Source organism: Cryobacterium breve, from assembly GCF_004402375.1.
In the GTDB taxonomy this organism is placed as follows: Bacteria; Actinomycetota; Actinomycetes; order Actinomycetales; family Microbacteriaceae; genus Cryobacterium; species Cryobacterium breve.
In genome coordinates, this window is sequence record NZ_SOGJ01000011.1 from 338,936 (window position 1) to 365,430 (window position 26,495).

Here is a 26,495-nt window from a genome sequence, read left to right on the forward strand (position 1 = left end):
CCCGAGGGAGGGAACCCGGCGCTCGGCGCTCAGGGACTGGTCACGGCCGGGGCCAGACCGTGTTTGCGGGCATCGACGGCGTCGAGCTCGCGCAGCGAGATCCCCTTGGTTTCCGTGAGGGTGAGCACAGCCACGACGGTTATTGCACAGGCGCCGGCAAGGTAGATCGCAACCGGCACCCAGGAGTTGTACTCCTTGAGCAGGGCGACCGCGATGATGGGCGCCATCGAACCGGCCAGGATCGACGTCACCTGGTAGCCGAGGGAGACGCCGGAGTAGCGCATCCGGGTGGGGAACAGCTCGGCCATGATCGCCGGCTGGCCCGCGTACATCAGCGCGTGGAAGCACAGCCCGAGGGTGATCGCCAAGATGATGAGCACCGGGTTCTGCGTGTCGAACATGGGGAAGGCGAACAGCGCCCAGGTAGCCCCGAGGATCGCTCCGGCCAGGTAGACGGGCCTGCGCCCGACCCGGTCGGAGAGCCGGCCGACCTGAGGGATCACGAGGAAGTGCACGACGTGGGCGAGCAGCAGCGCGAGCAGCAACTGGCTGGTGTCGTACGCGTGCACCGTGACCAGGTAGACGATCGAGAAGCTGACGATGATGTAGTACAGGATGTTCTCGGCGAAACGCAGGCCCATGGCGCTGACGATGCCGCGCGGGTACTTTCGGATGACTTCCGTGACGCCGTAGCTGATGGACTGCTCGGCCTCAACCTGAGCGCGAGCCTCAAGGAAGATCGGAGCTTCATTGACGTGGGTGCGGATGTAGTAGCCGATGACCACGATCACGGCGGACAGCCAGAACGCTACACGCCAGCCCCAGCTCATGAACTGCTCGGCCGGCAGTATCCAGGACATGGTCAGCAGCACGAGCGTGGCGAGCAGGTTGCCGACCGGTACGGCGGCCTGCGGCCAGCTCGACCAGAACCCACGCGACGTGTCGGGGCTGTGCTCGGCGACCAGCAGCACGGCGCCGCCCCACTCACCGCCGACGGCGAAACCCTGAATGAAGCGCAGGGCGATCAGCAGGGCCGGCGCCCAGTAGCCGATCGTGTCGAAGCCGGGCAGGCAGCCCATCAGGAAAGTGGCAACGCCGACGAGAACGATCGTGACCTGCAGGGTGTGCTTGCGGCCGAGGCGGTCGCCGATCTGCCCGAAAACGATGCCGCCCAACGGGCGGGCGAGGAAACCAACCGCGTAGGTCAGGAAGGCGGCGAGGATGCCGTCCAGCTCGCTGCCGGCGTTCGGGAAGAAGACCTTCCCGAAGACCAGGCTCGCGGCCGTGGCGTAGAGGAAGAATTCGTACCACTCAACGACCGTTCCCACCATGGAGGCGGCAACGATCTTCTTCAGGCCCGACTTCTCGTTACCACTGTTCGAGGTGGTCCCTCCGGAACCGGCCTCGAGGCGCGAATTGACGCTCATGTCTGTCTCCTTCGGTGTCGTCTCTGACACGTCGTGGTGGATGGCGGATAGGTCTGTTCGACCCAGCACGGCTCCCCTGAGTATTCCTGTTGCCCTGTTCTGCATCAATACCCACTTTGACACATGGGGTGTGCATACTTGCAGATATGAGCTTCGAGTCTGCCTCTGCGTCCCTCCCCAACCCGGACGACCTGCTGATCCTCCTCGCGGTCGCCCGCACGGGCCGGTTCACCTCGGCGGCCGACAGCCTGGGCGTCAACCACACCACCGTGTCCCGCCGCATCACGGCTTTGGAGAAAGCACTCGACGGGCGTGTGCTTTCCCGAACGGTGGGCGGCTGGGAACTGACCGAGCTGGGCAAACGCGCTTTCAACGCGGCCGAGAACGTCGAGTCAGCGATCTCCATTCTGAACGGCGCGACGGGCGAGTCGCACCAGCTGTCCGGCGTCGTCCGCCTGTCGGCGACGGATGGCTTCAGCGCCTACATCGCGGCCCCCGCCATCGCGGCGTTGCAGCGCACGCACCCGTTCCTCCGCGTCGAGATCGTGACCGTCACCCGCCGCGCCCTGCAGCACCGCTCCGGTTTGGACATCGAGGTGGTCGTGGGCGAGCCTCAGACGCACCGGGCCGAATCATTCCGGCTGGGGTACTACCTGCTGGGCATGTACGCCTCGCGCGATTACCTCGCCGAGCACGGCACGCCGGCGACGGTCGCCGAACTCACGCAGCATCCGCTGGTCTATTTCGTCGACGCGATGTTGTTGGTCGACGATCTGGATGCGCCCAGGCGCCTCGTTCCGTCGATGCGGGCATCACTCAGCTCAACCAACGTATTCGTGCACGTCGAGGCAACGCGGGCCGGAGCGGGCATTGGTTTCCTGCCCTGCTTCATGGGCGATCAGCACCCCGACCTCGTGCGCCTGTTACCGGATCAGTTCCAGGAACAGTTGCAGTACTGGATGGTTCTCCGACAGGATTCCCTGCACCAGCCCGCGGTCGCGGCCGTCGTCGCGGCGCTCCGGGCACAGACGTCCGAGTTCACGGCATCTCTGCTCGGGGGCGCGTCCTCCCGGTGACCGACCCAATCCCGGGCAGGTCGGCCGCACGAAGTAGACTGGAGTCGCACTTCGCGGGAGTGGTGAAATTGGCAGACACGCAGGATTTAGGTTCCTGTGCTTTCGAGCGTGGGGGTTCAAGTCCCCTCTCCCGCACATGAGTCACCTGTCGGCCCTGGACGGCCAACTGAACGACCTGCTGGCGAACACCGGCGTCGTTGCGTTCTACCTGCTCGTTTGGGCGCTGGTGTTCGCCGGCACCGCGGTGTTCCTCGGGGTATTCATCCCGTTCATCACAGGCGATTCACTACTCTTCGGGTCGGGTCTGGTGGCCGCGTCCACCCCGAGCCTCAGCATCGCAGTGCTGGCCGTGGGCACCGGCATCGCCGCGTTCCTCGGCGACCAGGTCGGGTTCCTGCTCGGTCGACACTTCGGCCGCTCCTACCTGGACCGCCATGGTGGCCGTCGCACGCGCGGAGCCATTGCCAAGACAGAGTCGTTCTACCGCGCATACGGCTGGTGGTCGGTGGTCGTGGCCCGGTTCATGCCATGGGCCCGGGTGTTCGTGCCGGTGATCGCCGGCGTCGGCCGCATGAACTATTACAAGTTCCTCAGCAGCAATCTGGTCGGTGCCCTGGCCTGGGGAGTGGGCCTCACCCTGACCGGGTATTACGCGGCCGCCATCCCCGGAGTGAAGAGCGCGGCCTACGTGATCGCCGGCGTCTTCATCACCGCCTCGATCGTGTTCGGTCTGCGAACCTGGATCGTCGACCGCGCCCAGAACCGGACGGATGCCCGGAGCACCACCCTCGACGATCCGTCGGCCTGATCGCGCGCGGCTCCCTCTCGGCAAAGCGGGCTAGCCTGTACCTGAGCACACATTGATCCCGCCGCCCGGCCGATCTGACCGTCGCCCACAGGAGTTTCTTCGTGATTCACACCAGTCTGGTTCATACCGCCGTCATTCCCTGGCTGGACCCGGAAGTCCTGATCAATGGCTTCGGACCCTGGGCCCTCCTGGGGGTGTGTGCCATCGTTTTCGCCGAGACCGGCCTGCTCGTCGGCTTCCTGCTTCCCGGCGACACGCTGCTGGTCATCACCGGGCTGCTCACCTTTGCGGGCGTAATCCAGATCGACATCTGGTGGGTGGCCCTGGCCATCGGATTTGCGGCCTTCCTCGGCGGTGAGGTCGGCTACCTGATCGGGCACAAGTTTGGCCCCAAGGTGTTCGAGCGCAAGGAATCGGGGCTTTTCAGCATCAAGAACGTGGAACGCACGAATGCGTTCTTCGTGCGCTTCGGCGGCGTGGCCGTGATCGTAGCCCGCTTTGTGCCGATCGTGCGCACCTTCGCTCCGGTCGCCGCGGGCGTCGGTCACATGGACTACCGCAAGTACTCGCTGTACAACCTGATCGGGGCCCTGCTCTGGGGTGCAGGACTCACCTACTTCGGATTCTTCCTCGGCTACATCCCACCCGTCGCGGATTTCGTGCAGAACTACATCGATATCATCCTGATCGGTGCGGTCGTCATCACCCTCATCCCCACCGTATTCCACTACCTGCAGGCCGCGTCCAAAGCCCGGCGGGATACGCACCCGGCATCATCCGCGACACCCGCCACTGCCGCAGGCAGCCTGGTGCTCGATTCCGACGCCTTTGAAGACACCCGCGACCACAAGCACGACGAGCACAAGCACGACTAGCGGTGGGGGTTCTCCTCGTGCTCGGCGTGTTCTGCCGGTTCGAGCTGGAACGTCGAATGGTCCACGTCGAAATGCTCGGCCATGCACTCGGAGAGGGAGTCGAGCAGTGCACCGGACCTGCCTGAGCTGAGCACATCGGGCTCGACCACGATATGCGCACTGAAGACGTGGGCGCCGGAGGTGATCATCCAGACGTGCACGTCATGCACGGTCACAACGCCCGGTGTGTCGAGCAGGTGACGCCGAATCTCCGCAACGTCCGTGTCGGCGGGCACCGATTCACTCAGCACACGCAGCACATCCCGCAGCAGAACGAAGGCTCGCGGCGCGATCATTCCGGCGATGACCAGCGACGCGATCGCATCCGCTTGCATGAAACCGGTGAAAAGGATGACCCCGGCCGCCACGATGACCGCCACCGAGCCCAGAGTGTCCCCCAGCACCTCGAGGTAGGCACCGCGCATATTGATTGAAGAGCCTGCCGCAGGACGCAGCAGGAGCAGGGCCGCCAGGTTGGCCACGAGTCCGATCATGGCGACCACCAGCATGGGCGTTGCCCGCACCTCGTTGCCACCGGCGTCGACGAGGCGCCCGACGGCACCGATCACGACGGCAACGGCCACCCCCACCAAAATAAGGCCGTTCAGCAGTGCGCCGAACACCTCCGCCCGCTGGTAGCCGAATGTCTGTCGGTCGGTGGCCGGCCTGGCGGCCACGACGGTGGCCGTGAGCGCGATGATCAGGCCCGCAAGGTCAGAGAACATGTGCCCGGCATCCGCCAGCAGGGCCAGCGACCCGGTCAGCCAGGCACCGATGATCTCCACCACGAGTACCACGGCGACGACGACGATCGCCACCGACAGGCGCGCGCGGTTCGTCTGCGAGGTGTGCGCGTGGTCGTGGCCCATGACTCCACGGTATGGCCGGGGCGACCGGCGCGCCAGTTCAGCCGCTAGTTGGGAATGAATGCCGTTCTCAGCAGCGGATGCCGCCGCTCAGGCGTCCAGCAGCGTCTGCAGCACTGGAATCAGCTTGGCAAAGGCCCTCGCCCGGTGGCTGTGCTCGTTCTTGACGTTCGGGGTCAGCTCGGCGGCCGAGATCGCATAGCCGTCAGGCAGGAAGATCGGGTCGTAGCCGAAGCCTCCGGCACCGCTGGGCTCCGTCAGAATCTGGCCCGGCCATTCCCCGGCGACGTGCCATTCCGTGCCGTCGGGCATGGCCAGGGCGGCAACGCAGGTGAAATGCCCGCCGCGGTGCTCGGCGGACACATCACCCAGCTGCCAGAGCAACAGCTGCAGGTTCTGGTCGGAGTCCCGGGCGGGCCCGGCCCAGCGGGCCGAGAAGATCCCGGGCGAACCGCCGAGCACGTCCACGCAGATGCCGGAGTCGTCGGCGATGGCCGGCAGGCCGGTATGCGCCGCGGCGGCCCGTGCCTTGATCAGGGCATTCTCGGCGAACGTCACGCCGTCCTCGACCGGCTCCGGGCCATCGTAGGCCAGCACCTCGAGATCGGGGAGTTGCGGCGCGAGGATGCGGCGCAGCTCCTCCACCTTGTGCTGGTTGTGGGTGGCGAGAACGATCTGCATGGCTTAGCGCCCCAGCGACGTGTTCTGGAACTCGGTCAGGGTAATCGTCCCGGCCAGGGCCAGGTCGAGCAGGGAGTTCAGTTCCTTGCGATCGAAGGGTGCGGCCTCGGCCGTGCCCTGCACCTCCACGAAGAGTCCACGGCCGGTGACGACCACATTCATGTCGGTCTCGGCGCGCGAGTCCTCCGTGTAGGCCAGATCGAGCATCGGCTTGCCGCCCACAATGCCCACGGAAATCGCCGCGACACTGTCCGTCAGCGGCTGGGCCTTCTGGCTGAGGAACTTCTTGTCCCGACCCCATTCCAGGGCGTCGGAGAGCGCCACGTAGGCTCCCGTGATCGCCGCGGTGCGGGTTCCGCCGTCGGCTTGCAGCACGTCACAGTCGATCACGATGGTGTTCTCACCGAGGGCTTTCATGTCGACCACGGCGCGCAGACTGCGACCCACCAGCCGGCTGATCTCATGCGTGCGGCCGCCGATGCGGCCCTTGACCGATTCGCGGTCCATCCTTGAGTTGGTCGAGCGCGGCAACATGGAGTACTCGGCCGTGACCCACCCCTTGCCCTTGCCTGCCATCCAGCGCGGAACGCCGTTGGTGAACGAGGCGGTGCAGAGCACCTTGGTGCGTCCGAACGAGATCAGGGCCGACCCTTCGGCCTGGTCGCTCCACCCGCGCTCGATCGTGACGGGGCGCAGCTGGTCATTCGTTCGTCCGTCTACGCGCACGGTGTCGGTCACGGGGTCTCCTTGGGGTTGGGATGCGATGCGGCGAACTCGGCAAGCTCGCTCAAGCTGAAGGAACCGGTCTCCACCAGGTCGACACGGCCGATTTCCGGGCCGATCAGCCGGTGGGCCAGGTGCAGAAACTCGTCGGCGCTGTCGCCGGTCGCCTCATAGCGGTAGCTGGGCGGCGCCTGATCGGTGCGTTCCAGACCCTGACTGACCAACAGCCTGTATACGTCATTGGCCGTCTCGGTGTCGCTGGAGACGAGGGTCACGGTGTCCCCCATCACGTAGGAGATGGCGCCGCGCAGGAACGGATAGTGCGTGCAGCCGAGCACGAGCGTGTCGATCTCCGCGGCCCGGAGCGGAGCGAGATAGCTCTCGGCGACCGAGAGCAGCTCGTCGCCCGTGGTGATTCCCGCTTCGACGAATTCGACGAACCGAGGGCAGGCCTGGGTCAAGAGGGTGATGTCGGTGGCCGCGGCGAACGCGTCTTCATAAGCGCGCGATTTGACGGTACCCAGGGTGCCGATCACGCCGACGCGTTTGTTACGGGTGGCGCGCACGGCGCTGCGCACGGCCGGCTGAATGACCTCGACCACGGGAACGCTGTAGCGTTCGCGGGCGTCGCGGAGCATTGCGGCCGACGCGGTGTTGCATGCGATGACCAGCATTTTCACGTTTTGGGCGACCAGGTCGTCGAGAACGTCGAGAGCGAAGCCGCGCACATCCGCAATTTTCTTCGGGCCATACGGAGAATGCGCGGTATCCCCGATATAGAGGATCGATTCGTTGGGCAGCTGATCCTTGATCGCCCGGGCGACGGTCAGGCCGCCCACTCCGGAATCGAAGATTCCAATCGGTGCATCCGTCACGATGTTCGAGTTTAGTCGGAATCTCTGATCCCCACCCGTGAGCGCCACAATGCCGATCCCGCAGATCCCGCACGCGACCCCCGAACAGGGAGATTGAAGGCATATTCTCAGGCTCCGCTCAGGAGCGCCGGCACGTTCCGATCGGGGAATATGGCCGTAACTACACTCGGGTTATGGCCGCCGCCAACCGACGGATGCCTCACCAGAATGACGTCACATTCGTCGTTTGAGGAGATGATCACCGTGAATGATCGAGTCGTAATCACCGGGCTGGGCGCTTTGACGCCTCTGGGCAACAATTGGCGCGACACGTGGTCTGGCCTCGTCAACGGCCGGAGTGGCGTCGCCCGAATCACTCAATTCGACCCCTCCGGCCTGCCGACACAGATCGCAGGTGAGGTGAAGAACTTTGTTCCGGCCGATCACATGACGGTCAAGCAGGTCAAGCGAGCCTCACGCGCGTCGCAGCTCGCGATAGCCGCGGCCCGCGAGGCGGTGGCGGATGCCGGCTTCGGCGCTTCCATGGAAGGCATCGACACTGCGGTCGTCGTCAACAGCGCCGTGAGCGGCTTCGCAGAGATTCAGGAGGCCACCGAGCTCGTCAACTCCGGCGACTCCCGCCGCATCCCACCACGGTTCGTGCCGTCCGCCCTACTCAACATGGCCGCCTGCGAGGTCGCGATCGACCTGGGCATCCACGGCCCCGTCAATGCGAGCGCCCTGGCCTGCGCCAGCGGGGCCTACGCCCTCCTCGAAGCGCGCACCATGCTTGTCATGGGAGACGCGGACGTCGTCATCGCCGGCGGTGTCGAGGCGGCGATCACGCCTGTCATGTTCGCTGGCCTGAACGCCATGCACGCGGCGTCCAAGAACAACGACTCCCCGGCCGAGGCCAGCCGCCCCTTCGACGCCGACCGCAACGGCCTCGTCTTCGGCGAGGGCGCGGTCGTCTTCGTGATGGAGCTCCTCTCCCATGCCCGCGCCCGCGGCGCTCAAATCTACGCGGAGGTGCTGGGCGGAGCCCTCACCAGCGACGGCCACAGCATCGTCGCGCCCGAACCCACCGGTAAGTTCGCCAGCCTGGCCATGACCCGTGCCCTCATCAAGTCAAAGCTCAACCCGAACGACATCGACATGATCTGCGCCCACGGCACATCCACCCAGGCCAACGACCGGGCCGAGACCTCGGCCATCCGCCAGGCGCTCGGGCACGCGGCCGACGCCATCGCCGTCACCGCCCCCAAATCGATGACCGGTCACATGATCGGGGCCGCGGGCGCCCTCTCCGGATTGCTCTGTGCCCTGTCGGTTCGCACCGGGATCATCCCGCCCACCATCAATTACACGACCCCCGACCCGGATTGCACCCTCGACTACGTGCCGAAGGTTGCCCGGGAGAAGCCGGTGAAGTTCGCCCTGGCGAACGCGTTCGGTTTCGGCGGCCAGAACTGCATCGTCGCCTTCGGAGCGCTGTAGGCCTTCGGTGCCGGCCCTGGCAGGAGAGCTCACCTGCCGGGGCGGTTAGGCTTCCAAGGTGACCGAATCTTCAGCATTCCGCACCGACCGGTACGAACTCACCATGGTGGACGCCGCGATCCAGAGCGGGACCGCCGGTCGGGAGTGCCAGTTCGAGGCCTTCGCCCGCCGCCTGCCGTCAGGCCGTCGGTATGGCATTGTGGCCGGAACCGGCCGCCTGCTCGGGTTGATCCGTGCCTTCCGGTTCACGGACGCCGAGCTCACCTGGCTCCGGGACAACCACGTGGTGCGTGAGCCCACCCTCGATTGGCTCGCCGACTACGCCTTCCGCGGCACCATCTGGGGCTACCAGGAGGGCGAGGCGTACTTCCCGGGCTCTCCCCTCATCACGGTTGACGGCACCTTCGCCGAGTGCGTGATCCTCGAGACGCTCATTCTCAGCGTGCTCAACTACGACAGCTCCGTCGCCAGTGCGGCAGCACGGATGGTGTCGGTGAGCCTGGGCAGACCACTCGCCGAAATGGGCTCGCGCCGCACGGGCGAGTACTCCGGGGTCGCGGCCGCCCGCGCCGCCTACATCGCCGGTTTCGCCTCCACCAGCAACCTCGAGGCCGGCCGCAGCTGGGGTGTCCCTACGATGGGCACGGCCGCCCACTCCTTCACCCTCCTGCACGACACTGAGGAGGATGCCTTCCGCGCTCAGGTCGCCGCCTTCGGACCGGCGACCACTCTGCTCGTCGACACCTTCAACGTCGTGAAGGGCATCGACCTGGCCGTCAAGGTGGCCGGCCCGGCTCTCGGGTCGATCCGGATCGACTCCGGAGACCTGCCCACCATGGTCGCGGAAGCCCGCGCCCAGCTCGACTCCCTCGGTGCGGTCAACACGCAGATCACGGTCACCAGCGATCTCGACGAGTTCTCCATAGCCGCACTCTCCGCGTCGCCCGTGGACGCCTTCGGCGTTGGCACCTCGGTCGTGACCGGATCGGGCTCGCCCGCCGCGGGAATGGTCTACAAACTCGTCGCCCATCAGGGCGATGACGGGGAGTGGGTCTCGGTCGCCAAAACCTCGACCGCGAAGGCCTCAGTCGGCGGCCGCAAGCGCTCCGTACGCCGCCTCGACGCCGCGGGGATCGCCCGCGCGGAGGTCATCCTGATTGGCGAGGATCCCGCCGATGCCACCCCGCCTGCCGAGGCCGGGGGCCGGGATCGGATGCTGCTCGTGCCTCTGATCACCGACGGCGTGATTGACGAACGCTACCTCGGGGCCGCCGGCACCACTCGTGCCCGCGCTCACAATGCAGCCGTCATGCAGGAACTCCCGATCGAGGCCTTCCGCCTCGGCCGCGGCGATCCCGTGATCCCGACGCTATACCGCTAGGAATCGAACCCGCCGGTCAGGCCTTCATCCGTTCATAGATGGCCTTACAGGTCGGGCAGACGGGGAACTTCTCCGGGTCGCGTCCGGGCAGCCACTTCTTGCCGCAGAGGGCCCGCACGGGCTTGCCGGAGATGGCCGATTCGAGAATCTTGTCCTTGGGAACGTAGTGCGAGAACCGTTCGTGATCGCCCGGCTCGATCTGCTCCTGGTTGATGAGCTCCTCGAGCTCGCGGTCGAGCGTGGACGTGCCGCCGCCTGCGCCCGGGTTGCCGGGTTCTGCAATGCTCAAGCGAAAGTTTTCAGTCATAGGCCCAGTCTAAAACAACCCGCGAACGTATGGGCAGGCCCGCCTGGTTCCGGCACCGGGCCCGATCCGGGATTCGAGTTCGACGTGCGTCGCCCGTCAACGACGTCGGCATGCCTAGGCGCGGACCGCCGAGGAGATCATCTCCGGGCCACGCCGCTCGAATGTGCGCGAGCCCAGCCACACCCCACCGACGAGGGTGAACAGGCCCACGCCGACGCCGAGAACGAGCGCTGGGATGTTCCAGACCGGGTCCACGAAAACGCCCAGGATGCCGCAGGCGAGCGCCGGGAGTGACAGGAGGATGGACCCCGCGAAGGTCAGTGATTGAATAAGTGCGGCGGCGGCGTCTGATGCCTGCGGCTGCACGAAGGGGCTGTCCCCCGGCTTGCTGGCCGGGTACGGCAAGCGGGCCGACGAGAAGCTCGAGAAACCGAGCCCGGTCAGAAGGATGCTGGTACTCACCCCCAGGATCGACGGCATCACCGCCCAGTCGCCGTACACCGAGACACTGATGGCAGAACCGACCGCGATCATGGGGATCCCGACGAAGAGCGCCGGAACGAGGCGACCAATCCGGTCCGCAAATCCCCGCGTGCCGGAGGCCACGTGCAGCCACACGGCAGTGTGGTCCAGGGCGACGTCGTTGTGCAGGGTCCAACCCAGGAACACGCTCATCAGCGGCACCGGGAGCAGCGCCAGGTACGTGATCGGAACCCCCGCGAAGGACAGCGGCAGGATCACGATCACGGGGATGACCGGGATGATGAGTGCCGACATCCAGTACCGCGAGTCCCGGCGCCAGTAGGTGAGACTGCGGGCCGCAATCGCGCCCACCGGGGTGTGCGGCATGCTGTCGAACCAGCCCAGTCCGCCGTAGTGGCGCACGTGGGCTTCGCGGCCGGGCGTGACGAGCATCCGTGCCACCAGTGCCTGCCAGGCCAGCCACAGAAGGTACGTCGTCGCCGTGGCAAGAATCAGCTTCAATACGGCCGCCCCCCAGAGACCCGTGGACGCATCCCCGGGAACGGCCCAGGCCGCGCCGAGGGGGGTCCAGCCCAGGATTGCCGCCACCCCGCCGATCAGATCGAGGCCATACCGCCCCCAGTCGAAGTTGAGCACCAGCAGAACGACGGGGGCGATCATGACCAGAAGCAGCACCCCGATGATCCCGGTGAACTCGCGCGATCGGCGCGTCGCCAGCAAGAATGCCGCCACAGACGTACTCACCCGAGACACCAGCATGCAGGTGGCGAGCAACAGCCCGGCGGTGATCATGGCAAGGAGCGTCTCGACCACGCCCCGGGACCAGGTCACGATGGTGCCGACCAGCACGACCGCCAGGACGAATGCCGGCACGCCGATCAACGAGGACAAGGCGAGACCGAGAGCCAGTCGTGGGGTCGGGATGCCCATGGTCGCGAATTTGCGCGGGTCCATGCTGTCGTCGATTCCGAACACCAGCGGGAACAACGCGAATCCGACCACGACGAGCGACCCGGCGACGACGAGGCCGTCGCGAACGGCCACAACATCACCCGTGAAACGCAGGCCCACCAGCACCACGAAGAGGCCAACGGCCAGGGCCAGCCCGTAGAGCAGGCCGACGGAGATGCCGACTACCTGCCAGGGACTGCGCCGAAAGAGGTTGACGAGCAGGCGGACCTTCAGTCCGAGAAACTGTGCAACCACTCCATGCCCTCCGCAACTTTGCGTCCGCCGGCCAGCTCGATGAAGCGTTCCTCGAGCGTTTTTTCGCCTCTGACCTCGTCGATGGTGCCGGATGCCAGTACGGCACCCTGCACGATGATGGCCACGTGGTCGCAGACACGCTGGATCAGGTCCATGCCGTGGCTGGACAGCACCACGGTTCCGCCGCTGGCAACGTATTTCTGCAGGATCTCCGTGACGTTGACGGCGGAGACCGGATCGACGGACTCGAACGGCTCGTCGAGCACCAGCAGCCGGGGCGAGTGGATCATGGCGCAGGCGAGCGCGATCTTTTTCGTCATTCCGGCCGAGTAATCGGCAACGAGACGGTTGAGCGCATCCTCCAGACCGAATGCTGCGGCCAAGTCGGCGGAGCGCTGGCGCACGGTGACGTGGTCGAGACCGCGGAGCACGCCGGAGTAGTAGAGCAGCTGGGCGCCGGTCAGCCGGTCGAACAGCCGCAGACGGTCCGGGAGCACGCCGATGATGCGTTTGGCCGCGATCGGGCTGCCCCAGACGTCGATGCCGTTCACGGTGACGCTGCCCGCATCCGGGCGCAGCAGCCCGGTGACCATGGAGAGCGTCGTGGTCTTGCCTGCGCCGTTAGGACCCACGATTCCGAAGAACGAACCGGCACGAACCTCGAGGTCGATCCCCGAAACCGCCACAGTGTGTCCGAAGCTCTTGCGCAGTCCGCTCACGGACAGCACCACCGACGCGTTCGGGTCCGGCGTGGCCCGCACCGGCACCGGAGTGCGCTTGCGCGGCGCACGTTTGCCCGCGGGACGTTTCGCGGGGGCCGCAGCTTCGGATGCGACAGACTCGGCCGGCGCGGCCGACTCCGCCGCCAGGGGCAGGTCAGGCTCTGGGTCCGGCGGGGCATCCACCGACGGGGTAGTCGGCACGTCCGCATCCAGGACGGTCGTTGCCTCGCCCTCGGTAAGCTTCGGTGCGTCGCCCTCCGGCAGCACCGGCGGGGGCGAGTCTGGATCGGCGACGACGGCCGTGGGCTCATCGACTATGGGTGTGAGCGCCGCGGCGGCAGCGGCGAGGGCCGCCGCACGCTTCGCCGCAGCCCTGGCCGCACTGGCCTTTGCAGCGGTCGCCCGAGCCGCGCCGATTTTCGCGGTTGAATCCGACCTCGCCGCGGCGGTTCGCGCCGCCGTTGCCCGGGCTGCGGTCGTGCCCGCCGGAACGGACTTCGGCGTTTCGGCGCCAGCTTCCGGTGCGGTCCGTTCATGCTCCGCGGCGACAACCGACTTCTTGTTCGGGGTCGTCGTGGCCGCCGGCTTCCGCGGCGTGGTCGTTCGGGGTGTGGTCGTTCGGGGGGTAGCCGCCGGTCGCGCCGAAGGTTTGCGAACCGGGGCCTTACGCACCGGCGTCGTGCGCACCTCAGCGGGAGCCGAACCCTGTTTCTGTGCGGGTTCTGGCGCGGTCGCAGCCGCCGTCTGCGTGTCGGGCTCGGATTTCGGGGGCTCGGGAGTCACCTCGCTAACCTACCAAGGACCGTCTGACATCGCAGAGATCGGGGGTCATTCGCGCCGACATTTCGACGGGATCCGGTCAGGCATTCAGAGTCACGAAAGCAACACGGAAGGCGGCAGCCTCTTCCCTCCACTAGAGGGGGTAGGGTACTCTCGAGTTGGCATAACGGTGTGTCTATACATGAACTTAGAAGTGAACCTTAGACAAACTCGGTACGACGACGAGTTGCCTTGGTCACTCGAATTTTTTTTGAGGAGACAATCGTGACCACCCAGGTAGTCATTTTGGCAGCAGGCATGGGTAGCAGACTGGGTCGTTCGCTGCCCAAGCCGCTCACCGAACTCAACGACGGTCGAACGATCATGCAGCAGCAGTTCGACAACATCGCCCACGCCTTCGGCAAGAAGGCCAAGGTCACCATCGTCGTCGGTTACAAGCTCGAGCACATCATTGAGGCCTTCCCCCAGGCATCCTTCGTATACAACGAAGAGTATGACCAGACCAACACGTCGAAGAGCCTGATGCGCGCACTTCAGGCATCAACAACCGGCGGTGTCCTCTGGATGAACGGCGACGTCGTGTTCGACCCGGCTATCCTCGACCGTGCCGCAGCAATGGTGGCCCGGGACCAGTCCTTCGTGACCGTGAACACGTCCAAGGTGTCCGACGAGGAGGTCAAGTACACGACCAGCGCCGAGGGCTACATCAAGGAGCTCTCCAAGACCGTCAGGGGCGGATTGGGCGAGGCCGTTGGCATCAACTACATCTCCAGCTCGTACAAGGCCGTGTTGCTGCACCACCTCACCAAGGTCGCCGATCAAGACTACTTCGAGCGCGGAATCGAGCTTGCGATCGAAAAGAACAACCTCCTGGTCGAACCTCTTGATATCTCCGATTTCTACGCGGTCGAGGTCGACTTCGCTGAGGATCTCGAACGGGCGAACCTGTTCGTCTAGCGGTTCATTTCGCGAGGCCGCGCGTCGCGCCCCTACGATAGACCGCGTGAGTAGTTACGCGGAAGTGCGCCCTGAGCAGCGCACGTCGTTCGCCCGGTATCGCCATTCCCTCTGGTTGCTCACACAGAGGGACCTTCGGGTGCGTTACTCGACGTCGCTTTTGGGCTACTTCTGGTCGATCCTCGATCCGCTGGTGATGGCCGGGATCTACTGGTTCGTCTTCACCCAGGTCTTCCAGCGCACCGTCGGCAACGAGCCCTACATCGTCTTTCTGTTGTCGGCGCTGCTGCCTTGGATGTGGTTCAACGGCACGGTGTCCGACAGCACCCGTGCTTTCCTGCGTGAGGCGAAGCTGATTCGGTCCACCCGCATTCCCCGCACGATCTGGGTCAACCGTCTCGTATTGTCCAAGGGCATCGAGTTCGTGGCCTCCATCCCGGTGCTGCTGCTGTTCGCACTCGTGGCCGGGGCCGAGGTCACCGCCGGCGCGGCTCTGTTTCCGCTGGCGATCCTCATCCAGACGATCCTGACGGCCGGGATCGGGCTGATCGTGGCACCGCTCGTTGTTTTCTTCCGCGACCTGGAGCGGGCGGTCAAGCTCATCCTGCGTTTCCTGTTCTACGCCTCCCCGGTGATCTATGGCACCGCTGACCTGCCTGCCGACCTCCGGTTCTGGGCCGGCTTCAACCCGCTCAGCGGCCTGTTCAGCCTGTATCGCGCGGCGTTCTTCCCTGAACAGCTGGACTGGACCCTCGTGCTGATCAGCGCGCTGATGTCCGTGCTCTTCCTCGTTCTCGGCCTGGTTGTCTTCTCCCGCACCGAACGCGCCGTTTTGAAGGAGATCTAGTGAAGGCACCCGTGATCACGCTGTCGGGCGTCGGCATCCGTTTTCGCCGGAACCGACGCGGCCGTCGCTCATTCAAGGACATGTTCTCCGCGCGCCGACGTCGTATTCGTCCCGGCGAGTTCTGGGCACTCCGCAACGTGGCGTTCACCGTGCAGCCCGGCGAGGCCATCGGTGTGGTCGGGCGCAACGGCCAGGGCAAGTCGACTCTGCTGAAACTGGTCACCGGCGTCGTCCTGCCCGACGAGGGTACCGTGAGCGTCGCCGAGGGCGTCGCTCCCCTGATCGAGATCACGGGCGGCTTCGTCGACGACCTCACCGTGCGCGAGAACGTCTACCTGACCGCGGGCTTGCACGGCATGACGAAGAGGCAGATCGCCGAACGCTTTGACGAGATCATCGAGTTCGCCGAGATCGCCGACTTCGTCGAAACCCCCTACAAGCATCTGTCCAGCGGGATGAAGGTTCGCATCGCGTTTGCCGTGATCTCGCGGTTGGAGGAACCCATCCTGCTCGTGGACGAGGTGCTCGCGGTCGGCGACAAGGCGTTCCGGGAGAAGTGCTACCGCCGGATCGAGGAGCTCCTCGCCGGCGGGCGCACCCTGTTCTTCGTGTCCCACAACGAGCGCGATCTGAAGCGGTTCTGCACCCGCGGCCTCTATCTCGACAAGGGCGCGCTGGTGCTGGACGCCCCCATTGCCGAGGTGCTGGCGCTCTACAACTCGCAATACGGAATCAAGCCGGCCTGACCCAGCGGAGCGGCCGCGGCATCCGGTGCCGGCACGCCGTTTCTACTGGGGGGCAGATGATCCGCGTTGAACCCGGTGACCAGGTCGCTCACTTCCATGCCGAGCACCGTGGCGAGCCGAATCAGGGTGTGAAACGTGGGGTTGCCGGTACCGCGGTCGATCCTGGCATAGTTGGACACGTTGAGGCCGGCCAGATGCGCCACAGTTTCTTGGTTGAGGGAGAGCTGGCGGCGACGGTGACGCAGACGAATACCGAGGATGCGGGATGCTTCTGACGTCGGCTCAGGCATTCTCTGTGTATAGGCGCGCGCCGGGGATTTCGCCAGAGGCTCAGGCAGGGCACGTAAACTCAACACGAGACCGAAGGAGGGCACTCTGATGGCCAGAAAGCCACAACCGCTGATCTCTGAGACGGGCGGCCTGCCCAAAGGCGGCCAGCTGCCGTCGGGAATCATCACGGGCTTCGACCGCGTGATGGCGATTCAACGACCCGCCGTGCTGGCACACATTCGTTCCGTGCGTCGCCGCTCCCCCCACGCGACGCCGTGGGAGATCATCCAGATTCTTGAGCGGCGCTACCTCGCCGCGGTCACGACCGGCGGTGCTGCCGTCGGTGCGACGGCCGTCATTCCTGGCGTCGGAACGGGCGTCACCCTGGCACTGTCCGGGGTCGAGACGGCCGGGTTCCTCGAGGCCACCGCGCTGTTCACGCAGTCGGTGAGTGAGGTGCACGGCATTGCCGTCGACGATCCCGATCGGGCACGCGCCCTGGTCATGACCATGATGCTCGGCCGGGAGGGCTCCGATCTCGTGCGCCAGCTGGCCGGCCAGGCATCCGGAGCCGGATCACCGCGCACCGCCTACTGGGGCGAACTCGTCACGACCAGCATTCCCCGGGCCATCATGGGCCCGCTCACCGACCGGCTGCAGAGCTCCTTCATCCGGCAGTTCGCGGCCAAGGGCGGCGCCAGCGTGATCGGCAAGGCACTGCCATTTGGCGTGGGAGCGATCATCGGCGGTGCCGGCAACCACATCCTGGGCAAGCGGGTCGTGCACTCCTCGCGGCTTGCGTTCGGCCAGCCGCCGTTCGGTTTCCGCCCGGAACTGGACCCTAAGGTGCGTGAGTTCGCCGACCGGGAGACCTCAGCAGGCCGCCTTCCCGGCTTGGCCCGCGTACCGCTGGCCGGCCTCACCGGGCGCATCGGGCGTATCGGGCGCATCGGGCGTCGCCGGATGCCCCGCACCCTCGACGCGCAGCCACCCACAGCCGACCCCGCAACACCTCCCGCAGTCTAGCAGAGTCGAAGCGCCCTGCCGGCCCGTCGCGAGCGCCGGCTAGAGCGCCTCGGCCTCCGTGACCTCGAGCGTCGGCGCCTCATCCGTCGAGTTCACTGATTCGATACGCACCGCCTGCGGGTGTTCGGCGTCGCAGCGCTCCCACTCCTGCATCAGGTGGGTCACGGCGGCTTGGAACCGTTCCGTGGCCACGCCGGGGCCGGTATCGCCGAAGTAGCGTTCAACCCAGTCCTTGAGCCGGTCCCGGGCCTCGTTGTTATGCGTGAGGTCATCGAGCACGTCGAGTATGTTCCCGGCCCGGTCCGCCTGAAGCCACTCGCAGTCGGAGAGGTAGCCGCTGGTGTCGATCTGGGCGGCAGGGTGCACCGGGCGAGTGACCATCAGAGCTTTACCCGAGGCCAGGCGGTCGTAGACCATCGCTGAAATATCGACGATCGCCACATCCGCGGCCGAGAGCTGCCAGCCCAGATCGGGGCTGGCGTCATAGATGTGCCGGGCCGAAGCATCCCGCGCGTTCGCCGCGGCGATGGCGGCGATGATGGCCTTGTTGGCCGCTCCATATTCCGAGTCGACCACGCCACTTCGAGGGTGCGGGCGGTAGATCACCCGATGATGAGCCGATTTCAGCAGCGCCGCCACAAGGGCAACACCGTGGGTGGCGACGGAGCCGTAGGCTGCGGCCGGTCGGTCGCCCTCCCAGGTCGGGGCGTAGAGGATGACTTGGCGTTCGTCCGCGACGTAGGGGGTCGCCCCCGAGTAGTAGTCGGCTTGAGGGCGCCCGATCTTGATCGCGCGCTTGTCGAAGTCGTAATCCCAGAGCACCTTGTCGAGGCGGGCGACGGCGGCGTCACCGGCGACGAAGGAGTAGTCGTAGGCCTTGATCTGATTGGTGACCATGTACATCTTGTCGCTCTCACCGTGATTGATGAAAACGTGCCAGCGGCGCCCGTAGCGCATCATCTGGAAGTTGCGGGGATTCTGGTTCACGTAGAACACGACCCGGATGTCCTGCTCGGCCAGGACCCGCTCGAGGTCGGCGACCCGGCGCACGTAGGCAACCGGCACCGGTGACTCCTCGATCAGCGGAAGGGCACCCGCCCCGCTTCGGCTCAGCACCAGCACGGGCCACGTCTTGGCGAGTTTGGCGAACGGCTTGTACCACTGCCGCATCTGGTAGAGGTTGACGCCGCCGTCGGCGAAGTAGACGGCGATCTTGAAGTGCTGCCGGGGCAGCGGCTCCCGTTTGGACAACCGCCCGTTCAGCAGACGCTGTGCCTTGCGCGACGCCGTGACGTCTCTGACCAGCTTGATCCCAAGCCTGACGTCCCTTTGTATACCCACGCGTCAAGAGTACCGGCCATGTCGGTCGCCACGAGCGACTTGACCCCCGAAGGGGATCTTGACGACGGAATCGTTAGACGATGGGCGGCCGACCGGCGAGTGTCATCCGGCACACGGTGCGTGGCTTGAGCGGGCGCCGCTCCCCCGGGTCTGTGGTCCAGCCCTCCCGGAATCCGGCGAGCCACGCGCGCAGGGCACTCGGCTTTCGCGCCCACCGGAGCAGCTGGATCAGGAGCCAGGATCCGGCATAGACGGGCACCAGCAGAGCCGGAAGGTTGCGGCGGGCCAGCCAGACTCTGTTGCGGGCGTTGAGGCGGTAGTAGTCGGCGTGCCGGGTGGGCTGGATCACCGGGTGGTTGGCTTCCAACTCGCCGGCGTACCAGGCGCGCAGCCCCAGGTCCCAGACCCGCCAGGCCAGCTCGATGCCCTCGTGGGCGTAGAAGAACGGTTCGGCCCAGCCTCCGGTTGCGTCAAAGACGGCCCGTGGAAGCAGGACGGCACCCTCCCAGACCGAGAAGACGTTGCTGGAGTGATCGGCCTCGCCCTTGCGGATGCGCGGGATCCAGCGTCGGGGCGACTCGATGCCCGCCGGATCGACCACCCGTGGCTGGAGGAGGCCGATGGTCGGATCCGCCCTCAGCATGGCGATGGCGTCACGCAGGAAATTCGGGTCCGGGATGCTCGCGTCATCGTCGAGGAAGAACAGGAATTCCCCGGACACCTGGGACACCCCACGGTTGCGCCCGGCCGGGATGCCCAGGTTCTCGGGCAGACCGAGGGTTTTGACCTCGGCCGGCAGACCGGTCGGCTGCCAGCCGTTGCCTACGCACACCACGTCCAGCCGCACGCCCTGCTGAACCAGCATGCTCCGGATGCCGCGGGCTAGGTCGTCGGGGCGGGTGCCCTGCGTGAGCACCACGACCCCCACGGTCGGCACGGTGTGGCTGACCGGTGCGGCGCTAGGACCGGACACGTTTAGACGCCATGATTGCCACGAAGTGGCCCACCAGTGAGAGGAACGCGAGCGGCACGAGCAGAACCAGCACAAACCGGTCGACCGTTGGCTCGCCGAGGAAGCTGCCGACGACCGCGGCGACGAAGATCAGCATGGTCAGTTCGACCGAGTGGTACAGCCGGTGGAACGGTAGGAACCGGGCCAGGCGACGGGCGCGGGCGATGAGGCTGGACGTCGGGGTCTGCTCGTGCTTGCGGTCCGCGAGCTTGGTCATCCCTGCGTTCGCGCGGGCGACGTGCACCATATCGTTGAGCGCCTTGTTCAGCACTATGATCAGGGCGAGCAGCAGGGCGAGCGTGGTCCAGAGGAAGTCGGCCGGAGCCTCGAACGGGTAGAAGGCGCAACGGATACCGAACGCGATCGGGATAAGCGCCTCGGTCGTGTAGTGCCCGACCTTGTCGAGGAACACGCCAGCCGGGGAGGACTGCCGACGCCAGCGAGCAACCTCACCGTCGGAGCAATCGACCAACATCTGCAGCTGACCGAGCAGGAGGGCGAGCAACGCGCCCCAGATACCGGGGATGAGCAGTGCGGCAGCCGTGGACCAGCCGACCAGGATCATCAAGCCGGTGACACCGTTCGCCGAGATGCGGGTCTTCAGCAGCAGCCAGGTCAGGTACGGGGAGATGTCGCGCAGGTAGAGGGAAGCCGTCCAGTGCTCGGCATTCGCCCGCAGCCGCACCTCGGGCGGCTGGGCCACCCGGCGGAGTTCGTCAATCGAGGAGGGGCGAGCCGCCGCGGGATTCGCTGACGTCATGGTTGCCTTCCGGTATGGGCCGTGATGTTGGTGGTGAGTGTCAAATACCCGAGCAGGAAGCCGATCCCCCAGCAGAAGTGAATGCAGGGCAAGACTACGAGAAACCACACCCCGGCACGAAACCCGTCCGGCCGGGTGACCAGCGCCGTGGCCATTACCACCAGGAGCAGATAGGCAGCGGGGATCAGGAACCCGAGCAACAGCCACGGGGTTACCCCGGTCAACAGCTGCACCAGGCCGGCCAGTCCGGTCAATACCCCGATCGAGACGCCCAAGACCATCACGGGCGGTGCGAAGTAACGGATGCCATTGGACGCCGGATAGCGCCGCGCAAGTTCCCCGCGCCAGAGGCCGGTGGACACCATTTGCCGAGCCAGCCGGGCCAGGCTCGGGCGTGGCCGGTAGACGACCCGGAGCCGGGGCGTGAACCACACGGTGCCGCCGGCTTCGCGCAGTCGCCGGTTGAGTTCCCAGTCCTGGCCGCGTTTGATGCCCTCGTCGAAGAGGCCCACGCGCACGATGCTCGCCATCCGGAAGCAGCCCAAGTACACGGTTTCCGCCGCCCCTTCCGGACCGCCCACGTGCAGGGGCGTTCCGCCGAGGCCGATCTTGGTGCCATAGGCGCGGGCGACGGCCTTCTGGAACGGGCTCTCACCCTGAGCATCCATGACACCACCGACGTTGTCGGCGCCCGTGCGTTCGAGGGTCTCCACCGCGATGCGGGCATAGTCCGGCGGCAGCACCGAGTGGGCGTCCACGCGAATGACGACCGGGTACCGGGAGGCGCGGATGGCGGTGTTCAGCCCGGCCGGCGTGGAGCCGATTTCATTGGCGACGATACGGATGCGCGGATCGACCGCAGCCATCTCTTCGACCAGCTCGTTCGTTCCGTCGATGCTCGGACCGAGTGCCAGCGTGACCTCGAACGGTCCCTCGTAGTCTTGGCACAACAGGCTGGTCACGGCGGCGCGCACATGCGTCACGTCGTTCAGGACCGGCATCACATAGGAAACCCCGAGCAGGGATTTGACTCCGGAAGTGGACTCCTGGCTGGTCATAGTTCCATTCTTCTGGAGGGATGTCCGAGCCTACCAGCCACCCCTTTACGGCCCGCATCGGGTCCGTTAACGCCAGCTGCGCCGCCGGTGCATTCACCGGTGGCGCAGCTGGGGGCTGTGAAGGAGCGAGCGGTCAGCTGGTGAGTTCTCCGACAGTGACGGAGACGGTGACGGATTTGCCGTCACGCACATAGGTCACGTCGGCCTCCTCCCCGGCCGCGAGAGACCGCACCTGGGCGGTGAGGTCGTTCGCGTCGGTGATCGGAACATCGTTCAGGTTGGTGACGATGTCGCCCGCCTTGAGGCCGCCCTTGTCGGCCGCCCCGCCCTGGGAGACCTCGCTGATCAGGGCACCGACGGTAGTGCTGCCTTCCTTGCCGGCCGCGCTGGTGACGCTGGCGCCGAGCAGGCCGTGGCTGGCGGTTCCGGTGGCGATCAGTTCGTCGGAGATGCGCTTGACCAGGTTCGACGGGATTGAGAAGCCGACGCCGATGCTGCCCGCCGCAGCCGATTCACCGCCGGCGCTGGCGATGGCAACGTTGATGCCGATCAGCTCACCCTTGGAATTGAGCAGTGCTCCGCCGGAGTTGCCGGGGTTGATCGCGGCATCCGTCTGAATCACCGAGAGCGAGATACTGCCGGTGGACGGAGCCTGAGGCTGCCCGCCGTTCTGATCGGGCAGGTCGAAGAAGAACGGGCTCTGGTCGTCGGGCTCAGTGCTGTCCGGAGTCTTCGGCGCGGCCGAGGACGCGATCGAAATGCTGCGGTTGAGCGCGCTCACAATACCGTCGGTGACGCTGCCGGAGAGGCCGAGCGGGGCGCCGATGGCGATGGCCGTGTCGCCAACATTGAGGTTGCTGGAGTCGGCCCACTTGATGGGCGTCAGCCCGCTGGCGTCTTCGAGCTTGATCACGGCGAGGTCCGAGATCGGGTCGGTGCCGACGAGGGTGGCGGTGTAGAGCTTGCCGTCACTTCCGGTGACCTGGAGCGCGGCCTCGGAAGCGGCGCCATCGAGGGTGACCACGTGGGTGTTCGTGAGAATGTAACCGTCCTCGGTCAGGATGACGCCGGATCCGGTTCCGCCGGAGCTACCGTCGGACGCATTGATGGTAACGACGCTGGGCGTGGCCTTCGCCGCGACGGCGGTGATCTGGTTGACGCTGTCAGTGTTGTTGACCACGACACTGTTGGGGCCGCTGGCCTCGCTGGCAGGGATTCCGCTGCTCTGGTTGGTGAGCACGAACGCGGTCACACCGGCGCCGGATGCCCCTCCGACGAGCGCTCCGATGGCGAGCGCCGCGATCAGGGCGATATTGCCCGAGCGGCGCGGCATCTTGCGCGCCGCGCCGGCCTGGTCGGCGGGAAACCCGGTCTGACCGTCCTTCTGGGCATAAAACTGCGGTGTCGCGTTCGGCGCGTAGGCATTCTGGGCGGGGTGCCCTTGGATGGAGTTACCGAAGGCATCCGTCGCGTAGGCCTGTGTCGGATGTGTACCAGACGCAGGCTGTTGAGAGGCTGCAGATTGGGTGGCGGCGGGCAGGGAGTCGGGTTCGATGACCTCGGCCGACTGCTCATCTGCGGGGGTCGTGGGGGCGGTGGGAGCACTCGGCGACGAGGCCACGGAAGCGGGCTGCGCCGGGGCGACGGCCTCGCCGGCTGCGTTCACTTCAAACGGCACTGCGTCTTTGTCGGAATCGGGTGATGCGCCGGTTTCCGGTGTGTTGTCGGTCATGGGTGCTCCTTCCAAGCGATTCCACCTTGACGCGTGAACCTGTGCGAATGATATGCGCAAGCTGGGAGCATTCAATGACGGAGCCGTGACTTGCGCGTAACCTGGTCAATCCTTCTGATCAGCAGCCAGGACCGGCCGGATTCGTCATGCAGGTGTGGTCGACGAGCACGGTCTGGGCGTCGCCCACAGTCACGCCGAGGGGCTCGGCCGGCACCGGAAGCGTACCCCGCACTGAGCGCCAGGCGGATCCTGCGAATCGATACTCAGCCGAGTACACGGCGGAGACCTGTACGGAGAAGGCACCCGCACGACGGAACACGTGACTGGTCGGGGTGGCGGAGAACTCGGGCAGGCCCAGTGCCGTCCAGGTCGCCCCACCGGATGTCGTTCCGGCCTCTGCCCCATCGCCATACGACCAGCGGTAGCCGATGGGGGTGAAGCGCACCTCGGCCGGATACCCGAGCAGACTGCCGGAGAGCGTGTGAACGGATGCGGCGGCGATGAAGTTCGCGGGCAACCCCACCACGCTCCAGCCCCGAGGCTCCATCGCCTGGGTCGGTGCCGACGGTTGGAAGTTGATCAGATCACTGACCCGCACGATGAGATTCGGATCACACGGGGACCCGGGGATGCAGCCGACCGTGAAGTCGTCCCGCACAACCGTCAGCGGATCGGCAACGGGCGCCGCTCCCGGAACCCCGCCGCCGGAGCCACCCCCAGCGCCCCCGGAACTGGACCCGGCCCCGACCCCGGCCCCAGGGCCACCGCCGGGCTCCTGGCCGCCGCCGCCGCCGGTCTCGTACCCCGCCGACAGGTCCACACCTCCGTTGTTTACGTTTCCCGACATCGTTGGGCAGAGCCCAGCGACGGCGAGTTGATATGGGCAATCTCCATCTTCCGCCGTTGCGATCAATGCTGAAGAGACAAAGACCAGCGAGACAAGGATTGCGGTTAGCAAAAGTTTGACCCAGACCATACCCGTGACTCCGAAACTTGCAGATGGCCATTGTCTTGGCCTCGAATGAAGGCTACTTCTAGCGGTACTCGAAGGGGACGATTGGCTTTGGAGACCGATACTCCATTCGAGTCCACGATGTCGCTAGCAGAGACGTCCAGGCAGACGTAGGCCCGTATCTCCCACATATTTTCGTCGTTAATTTTTATGGCCTGGACTGCCATCGAGTCAAAGGACGTCGAACCAATCTGTGTCCATCCCTTCTCGTCAAATGAAGAGCTGATAGACAGATCCTGCTCATGCGCATCGCCAGCACTCAAAGAGAAAAAGTGCTCCCGTGTTGGTGTTCCAGGCCCCTCCGCTACGTCTCCTGCGGTCAGGTACGCCGCATAGGCCTCTGTGGCTGCAGCGAGAGCCTCTTCGTCAGAGGCGAAGACGGGGGCATCCGTCGGCGCGGTGCTCTCCGACGCCTGCGGTTCCGGCTCGGGCGTGCACCCGGCCAGGGACAGCGCGACGAGCAGTGCCAGGGTGCTCAAGGTGAGGTCACGCGTCACGGTCCGCATCCGGCCAACCTAGGGCATCCGGCGCGGCCGCGCTCGAACTATCCACATGTCGTAGTTTGGAGGAATGCAGGTGAAACGATGACAATTTCCGGAGCCTGGCGACGCACCTCAAGCGGGGCTGGCCTGCTCGCAGATGACGGCAGCGTCGCAGCGAGCATTTTCGCGGAGATGAGCGCCCTCGCCCAGCGCACCGGCGCCATCAACCTGGGTCAGGGATTCCCCGACGAAGACGGCCCGGCCGAGGTGCTCGAAGCCGCCCGCCAGGCGATTTCCGACGGGGTGAACCAGTACCCGCCGGGACGTGGGCTCCCTGTTCTGCGAGAGTCCATCGCGCGTCACCAGCACCGCTTCTATGGCCTGTCCGTCGATCCCGACACCGAGGTCCTGGTGACGGCGGGTGCTACCGAGGCACTGGCCGCGACCATACTTGCGCTGATCGAGCCGGGCGACGAGGTGGTCACCCTTGAACCGTTCTATGACGCCTACGGCGGTCTGATCGCGTTGGGCGGCGGCATCCATCGCACGGTGCGGCTGAGGGCGCCCGATTTTCTGCCGGACCCCGACGATCTCCGAGCCGCGATCAGCGACCGCACCCGGCTGATCATCGTGAACAATCCGCACAACCCCACGGGCACCGTGCTGCCGCGCGAGACGCTCGAGCTCATCGTCGCCCTCGCGAACCGTCACGACGCGCTCATCGTTACCGATGAGGTTTACGAGCACCTCACCTTCGGCGTCGCCCACGTTCCGATCGCGACGCTTGCGGGCGCAGCCGAGCGCACGATTACGATTTCCTCCGGCGGTAAGACGTTCAACACGACTGGATGGAAGATCGGTTGGCTTACCGCTCCTCCGGCTTTGGTCACCGCGGTCCTGACCGTGAAGCAGTTCCTCACCTATGTGAACGGTGCGCCACTCCAACCCGCGATCGCTCGAGGCCTCGCTCTGCCCGACAGCTTTTACAGCGGAATCGCCGCCGACCTCCAGGCCAAGCGCGACGTGCTGTCGCGAGGGCTGTCCGCGGCAGGATTCAGGGTCAGCCGGCCGCAGGGGTCGTACTTCATCGTGGCGGATGCTGCCCCGCTCGGCTACCCGGACGGCGCCGAGTTCTGCCGGGTGCTGCCTGACTTGGCCGGGGTGGTGGCCGTCCCGATCAGCGCGTTCTGCTCCGCGCAGCACCGGCAGGAGTACGCCTCCCTGGTGCGATTCGCGTACTGCAAGAAGGTGGACGTGCTCCAGCGTGCCGCCACGCAGCTGGCCGGCATCGCCGCCCGGTAGCCAGCCACTCCCCGAACACCACGAAACCCGAGCAGGCGGGGGCCTGCCCGCCCGCCTGGATGTGGCTAACTCCTGTAACTCACCCGGCCGGGCATCCGCTGCCGTGTGTTGTTCGGGGCCGAGGCCAGGGCACGTCAGAATTCTCAGGAGTTAGCCACACATCGCCGGCGGGGCGAGTGCCGGCCGGGCGGGCCGGGCGGGCCGGGCGGGCCGGCGGGGCGGGCC

At 66.1% G+C, this 26,495-nt stretch carries 26 protein-coding genes and 1 tRNA gene; 11 read left to right on the forward strand and 16 right to left on the reverse strand.

What is annotated here, in order from left to right; genetic code table 11:
* Positions 1–29: 29 nt before the first annotated feature.
* The gene (locus tag E3O65_RS04765; protein ID WP_134362561.1) at positions 30–1,427 is read right to left on the reverse strand and encodes an MFS transporter; all 1,398 of its coding nucleotides are present in this window, start codon (positions 1,425–1,427) and stop codon (positions 30–32) included.
* Between the two features lie 146 nt (positions 1,428–1,573).
* Here E3O65_RS04765 and E3O65_RS04770 point away from each other — a divergent pair, with 146 nt between their 5' ends.
* The 4 genes from E3O65_RS04770 (at position 1,574) to E3O65_RS04785 (ending at position 4,186) form a co-directional block, all read left to right on the forward strand.
* Complete coding sequence (locus E3O65_RS04770; RefSeq protein ID WP_134362562.1) at positions 1,574–2,503, forward strand: LysR family transcriptional regulator; 930 nt, start codon at positions 1,574–1,576, stop codon at positions 2,501–2,503.
* 53 nt (positions 2,504–2,556) lie between these two features.
* Positions 2,557–2,638 (forward strand) — tRNA-Leu (locus E3O65_RS04775).
* A 1-nt stretch (position 2,639) separates the two neighbouring features.
* Positions 2,640–3,311, forward strand: coding sequence for a DedA family protein (locus E3O65_RS04780; RefSeq protein ID WP_174722263.1), 672 nt, complete (start codon positions 2,640–2,642; stop codon positions 3,309–3,311).
* A 116-nt stretch (positions 3,312–3,427) separates the two neighbouring features.
* Positions 3,428–4,186 (forward strand): DedA family protein, encoded by a 759-nt coding sequence (locus tag E3O65_RS04785; RefSeq protein WP_134362622.1) that lies wholly within the window; start codon positions 3,428–3,430, stop codon positions 4,184–4,186.
* Here the strand turns inward: E3O65_RS04785 and E3O65_RS04790 are convergent.
* From E3O65_RS04790 to murI, 4 genes are all read right to left on the reverse strand, one after another.
* Positions 4,183–5,094 (reverse strand): cation diffusion facilitator family transporter, encoded by a 912-nt coding sequence (locus E3O65_RS04790; RefSeq protein ID WP_134362563.1) that lies wholly within the window; start codon positions 5,092–5,094, stop codon positions 4,183–4,185. The two genes, E3O65_RS04785 and E3O65_RS04790, sit on opposite strands and share 4 nt — an antisense overlap.
* Before the next feature lie 87 nt (positions 5,095–5,181).
* Positions 5,182–5,772, reverse strand: coding sequence for an RdgB/HAM1 family non-canonical purine NTP pyrophosphatase (rdgB, locus tag E3O65_RS04795; RefSeq protein WP_134362564.1), 591 nt, complete (start codon positions 5,770–5,772; stop codon positions 5,182–5,184).
* A 3-nt stretch (positions 5,773–5,775) separates the two neighbouring features.
* Positions 5,776–6,510 carry a ribonuclease PH gene (gene rph, locus E3O65_RS04800; RefSeq protein WP_134362565.1) on the reverse strand — a complete coding sequence of 245 codons (735 nt, stop codon included), beginning with the start codon at positions 6,508–6,510 and terminating at the stop codon, positions 5,776–5,778.
* Complete coding sequence (gene murI, locus E3O65_RS04805) at positions 6,507–7,370, reverse strand: glutamate racemase (RefSeq protein WP_134362566.1); 864 nt, start codon at positions 7,368–7,370, stop codon at positions 6,507–6,509. Before murI ends, rph begins: the two co-directional genes overlap by 4 nt.
* A 243-nt stretch (positions 7,371–7,613) precedes the next feature.
* Between murI and E3O65_RS04810 the strand changes: the two genes are divergently transcribed.
* Both E3O65_RS04810 and E3O65_RS04815 read left to right on the forward strand, forming a co-directional pair.
* Positions 7,614–8,846 carry a beta-ketoacyl-[acyl-carrier-protein] synthase family protein gene (locus E3O65_RS04810; RefSeq protein WP_198411659.1) on the forward strand — a complete coding sequence of 411 codons (1,233 nt, stop codon included), beginning with the start codon at positions 7,614–7,616 and terminating at the stop codon, positions 8,844–8,846.
* 58 nt (positions 8,847–8,904) lie between these two features.
* Positions 8,905–10,227: a nicotinate phosphoribosyltransferase gene (locus E3O65_RS04815; protein ID WP_134362567.1), complete on the forward strand. Its 1,323-nt coding sequence runs from the start codon at positions 8,905–8,907 to the stop codon at positions 10,225–10,227.
* A gap of 16 nt (positions 10,228–10,243) precedes the next feature.
* On the opposite strand, the gene E3O65_RS04820 is transcribed toward E3O65_RS04815, so the two are convergent.
* The 3 genes from E3O65_RS04820 to E3O65_RS17550 all read right to left on the reverse strand — a co-directional run bounded on the left by E3O65_RS04820 (position 10,244) and on the right by E3O65_RS17550 (position 13,728).
* Positions 10,244–10,534: a DUF3039 domain-containing protein gene (locus tag E3O65_RS04820; protein ID WP_134362568.1), complete on the reverse strand. Its 291-nt coding sequence runs from the start codon at positions 10,532–10,534 to the stop codon at positions 10,244–10,246.
* 114 nt (positions 10,535–10,648) lie between these two features.
* Positions 10,649–12,223 (reverse strand): hypothetical protein, encoded by a 1,575-nt coding sequence (locus E3O65_RS04825; protein ID WP_241985667.1) that lies wholly within the window; start codon positions 12,221–12,223, stop codon positions 10,649–10,651.
* Entirely contained in the window at positions 12,199–13,728 is a 1,530-nt protein-coding gene (locus E3O65_RS17550) for an ABC transporter ATP-binding protein (protein WP_422386401.1), read from the reverse strand. Before E3O65_RS17550 ends, E3O65_RS04825 begins: the two co-directional genes overlap by 25 nt.
* A 261-nt stretch (positions 13,729–13,989) precedes the next feature.
* Here E3O65_RS17550 and E3O65_RS04835 point away from each other — a divergent pair, with 261 nt between their 5' ends.
* From E3O65_RS04835 to E3O65_RS04845, 3 genes are read left to right on the forward strand one after another with little or no spacing between them, the layout of a single operon-like run.
* A complete protein-coding gene (locus tag E3O65_RS04835; protein WP_134362569.1) occupies positions 13,990–14,682 on the forward strand; it encodes a phosphocholine cytidylyltransferase family protein in 693 nt (230 codons plus the stop codon).
* Between the two features lie 46 nt (positions 14,683–14,728).
* Positions 14,729–15,529 (forward strand): ABC transporter permease, encoded by an 801-nt coding sequence (locus E3O65_RS04840; RefSeq protein WP_241985666.1) that lies wholly within the window; start codon positions 14,729–14,731, stop codon positions 15,527–15,529.
* Complete coding sequence (locus E3O65_RS04845; protein WP_134362570.1) at positions 15,529–16,275, forward strand: ABC transporter ATP-binding protein; 747 nt, start codon at positions 15,529–15,531, stop codon at positions 16,273–16,275. Before E3O65_RS04840 ends, E3O65_RS04845 begins: the two co-directional genes overlap by 1 nt.
* Here the strand turns inward: E3O65_RS04845 and E3O65_RS04850 are convergent.
* Positions 16,242–16,565, reverse strand: a complete 324-nt coding sequence (locus E3O65_RS04850) for a helix-turn-helix domain-containing protein (protein WP_166785654.1) — start codon at positions 16,563–16,565, stop codon at positions 16,242–16,244. The two genes, E3O65_RS04845 and E3O65_RS04850, sit on opposite strands and share 34 nt — an antisense overlap.
* A gap of 88 nt (positions 16,566–16,653) precedes the next feature.
* Here E3O65_RS04850 and E3O65_RS04855 point away from each other — a divergent pair, with 88 nt between their 5' ends.
* Positions 16,654–17,571, forward strand: a complete 918-nt coding sequence (locus E3O65_RS04855) for a hypothetical protein (RefSeq protein WP_241985665.1) — start codon at positions 16,654–16,656, stop codon at positions 17,569–17,571.
* A gap of 39 nt (positions 17,572–17,610) precedes the next feature.
* Here E3O65_RS04855 and E3O65_RS04860 read toward each other — a convergent pair whose 3' ends face one another.
* The 7 genes from E3O65_RS04860 to E3O65_RS04890 form a co-directional block, all read right to left on the reverse strand.
* Positions 17,611–18,912, reverse strand: a complete 1,302-nt coding sequence (locus tag E3O65_RS04860) for a hypothetical protein (protein WP_134362572.1) — start codon at positions 18,910–18,912, stop codon at positions 17,611–17,613.
* A 73-nt stretch (positions 18,913–18,985) separates the two neighbouring features.
* Positions 18,986–19,885, reverse strand: coding sequence for a glycosyltransferase family 2 protein (locus tag E3O65_RS04865; RefSeq protein WP_241985664.1), 900 nt, complete (start codon positions 19,883–19,885; stop codon positions 18,986–18,988).
* Complete coding sequence (locus E3O65_RS04870; RefSeq protein WP_134362573.1) at positions 19,872–20,684, reverse strand: CDP-alcohol phosphatidyltransferase family protein; 813 nt, start codon at positions 20,682–20,684, stop codon at positions 19,872–19,874. Before E3O65_RS04870 ends, E3O65_RS04865 begins: the two co-directional genes overlap by 14 nt.
* Positions 20,681–21,742, reverse strand: a complete 1,062-nt coding sequence (locus tag E3O65_RS04875) for a glycosyltransferase family 2 protein (protein ID WP_241985663.1) — start codon at positions 21,740–21,742, stop codon at positions 20,681–20,683. Before E3O65_RS04875 ends, E3O65_RS04870 begins: the two co-directional genes overlap by 4 nt.
* Before the next feature lie 133 nt (positions 21,743–21,875).
* A complete protein-coding gene (locus E3O65_RS04880) occupies positions 21,876–23,474 on the reverse strand; it encodes a S1C family serine protease (protein WP_134362574.1) in 1,599 nt (532 codons plus the stop codon).
* A gap of 118 nt (positions 23,475–23,592) precedes the next feature.
* Complete coding sequence (locus tag E3O65_RS04885) at positions 23,593–24,321, reverse strand: hypothetical protein (RefSeq protein ID WP_134362575.1); 729 nt, start codon at positions 24,319–24,321, stop codon at positions 23,593–23,595.
* Positions 24,322–24,425: 104 nt separating this feature from the next.
* Positions 24,426–24,992 carry a hypothetical protein gene (locus E3O65_RS04890; RefSeq protein ID WP_134362576.1) on the reverse strand — a complete coding sequence of 189 codons (567 nt, stop codon included), beginning with the start codon at positions 24,990–24,992 and terminating at the stop codon, positions 24,426–24,428.
* Positions 24,993–25,070: 78 nt separating this feature from the next.
* Between E3O65_RS04890 and E3O65_RS04895 the strand changes: the two genes are divergently transcribed.
* A complete protein-coding gene (locus tag E3O65_RS04895; RefSeq protein WP_134362577.1) occupies positions 25,071–26,270 on the forward strand; it encodes an aminotransferase class I/II-fold pyridoxal phosphate-dependent enzyme in 1,200 nt (399 codons plus the stop codon).
* Positions 26,271–26,495 lie beyond the last annotated feature (225 nt).

Excerpts from the sequence above, each read along its gene's own strand:
- E3O65_RS04765 (WP_134362561.1), bottom strand. The coding sequence starts at position 1,427 with ATGAGCGTCAATTCGCGCCTCGAGGCCGGTTCCGGAGGGACCACCTCG.
- E3O65_RS04770 (WP_134362562.1), top strand. The coding sequence starts at position 1,574 with ATGAGCTTCGAGTCTGCCTCTGCGTCCCTCCCCAACCCGGACGACCTG.
- E3O65_RS04780 (WP_174722263.1), top strand. The coding sequence starts at position 2,640 with ATGAGTCACCTGTCGGCCCTGGACGGCCAACTGAACGACCTGCTGGCG.
- E3O65_RS04790 (WP_134362563.1), bottom strand. The coding sequence starts at position 5,094 with ATGGGCCACGACCACGCGCACACCTCGCAGACGAACCGCGCGCGCCTG.
- rdgB (WP_134362564.1), bottom strand. The coding sequence starts at position 5,772 with ATGCAGATCGTTCTCGCCACCCACAACCAGCACAAGGTGGAGGAGCTG.
- E3O65_RS04820 (WP_134362568.1), bottom strand. The coding sequence starts at position 10,534 with ATGACTGAAAACTTTCGCTTGAGCATTGCAGAACCCGGCAACCCGGGC.
- E3O65_RS04850 (WP_166785654.1), bottom strand. The coding sequence starts at position 16,565 with ATGCCTGAGCCGACGTCAGAAGCATCCCGCATCCTCGGTATTCGTCTG.
- E3O65_RS04855 (WP_241985665.1), top strand. The coding sequence starts at position 16,654 with ATGGCCAGAAAGCCACAACCGCTGATCTCTGAGACGGGCGGCCTGCCC.
- E3O65_RS04870 (WP_134362573.1), bottom strand. The coding sequence starts at position 20,684 with ATGACGTCAGCGAATCCCGCGGCGGCTCGCCCCTCCTCGATTGACGAA.
- E3O65_RS04875 (WP_241985663.1), bottom strand. The coding sequence starts at position 21,742 with ATGACCAGCCAGGAGTCCACTTCCGGAGTCAAATCCCTGCTCGGGGTT.
- E3O65_RS04880 (WP_134362574.1), bottom strand. The coding sequence starts at position 23,474 with ATGACCGACAACACACCGGAAACCGGCGCATCACCCGATTCCGACAAA.
- E3O65_RS04885 (WP_134362575.1), bottom strand. The coding sequence starts at position 24,321 with ATGTCGGGAAACGTAAACAACGGAGGTGTGGACCTGTCGGCGGGGTAC.
- E3O65_RS04890 (WP_134362576.1), bottom strand. The coding sequence starts at position 24,992 with ATGCGGACCGTGACGCGTGACCTCACCTTGAGCACCCTGGCACTGCTC.
- E3O65_RS04895 (WP_134362577.1), top strand. The coding sequence starts at position 25,071 with ATGACAATTTCCGGAGCCTGGCGACGCACCTCAAGCGGGGCTGGCCTG.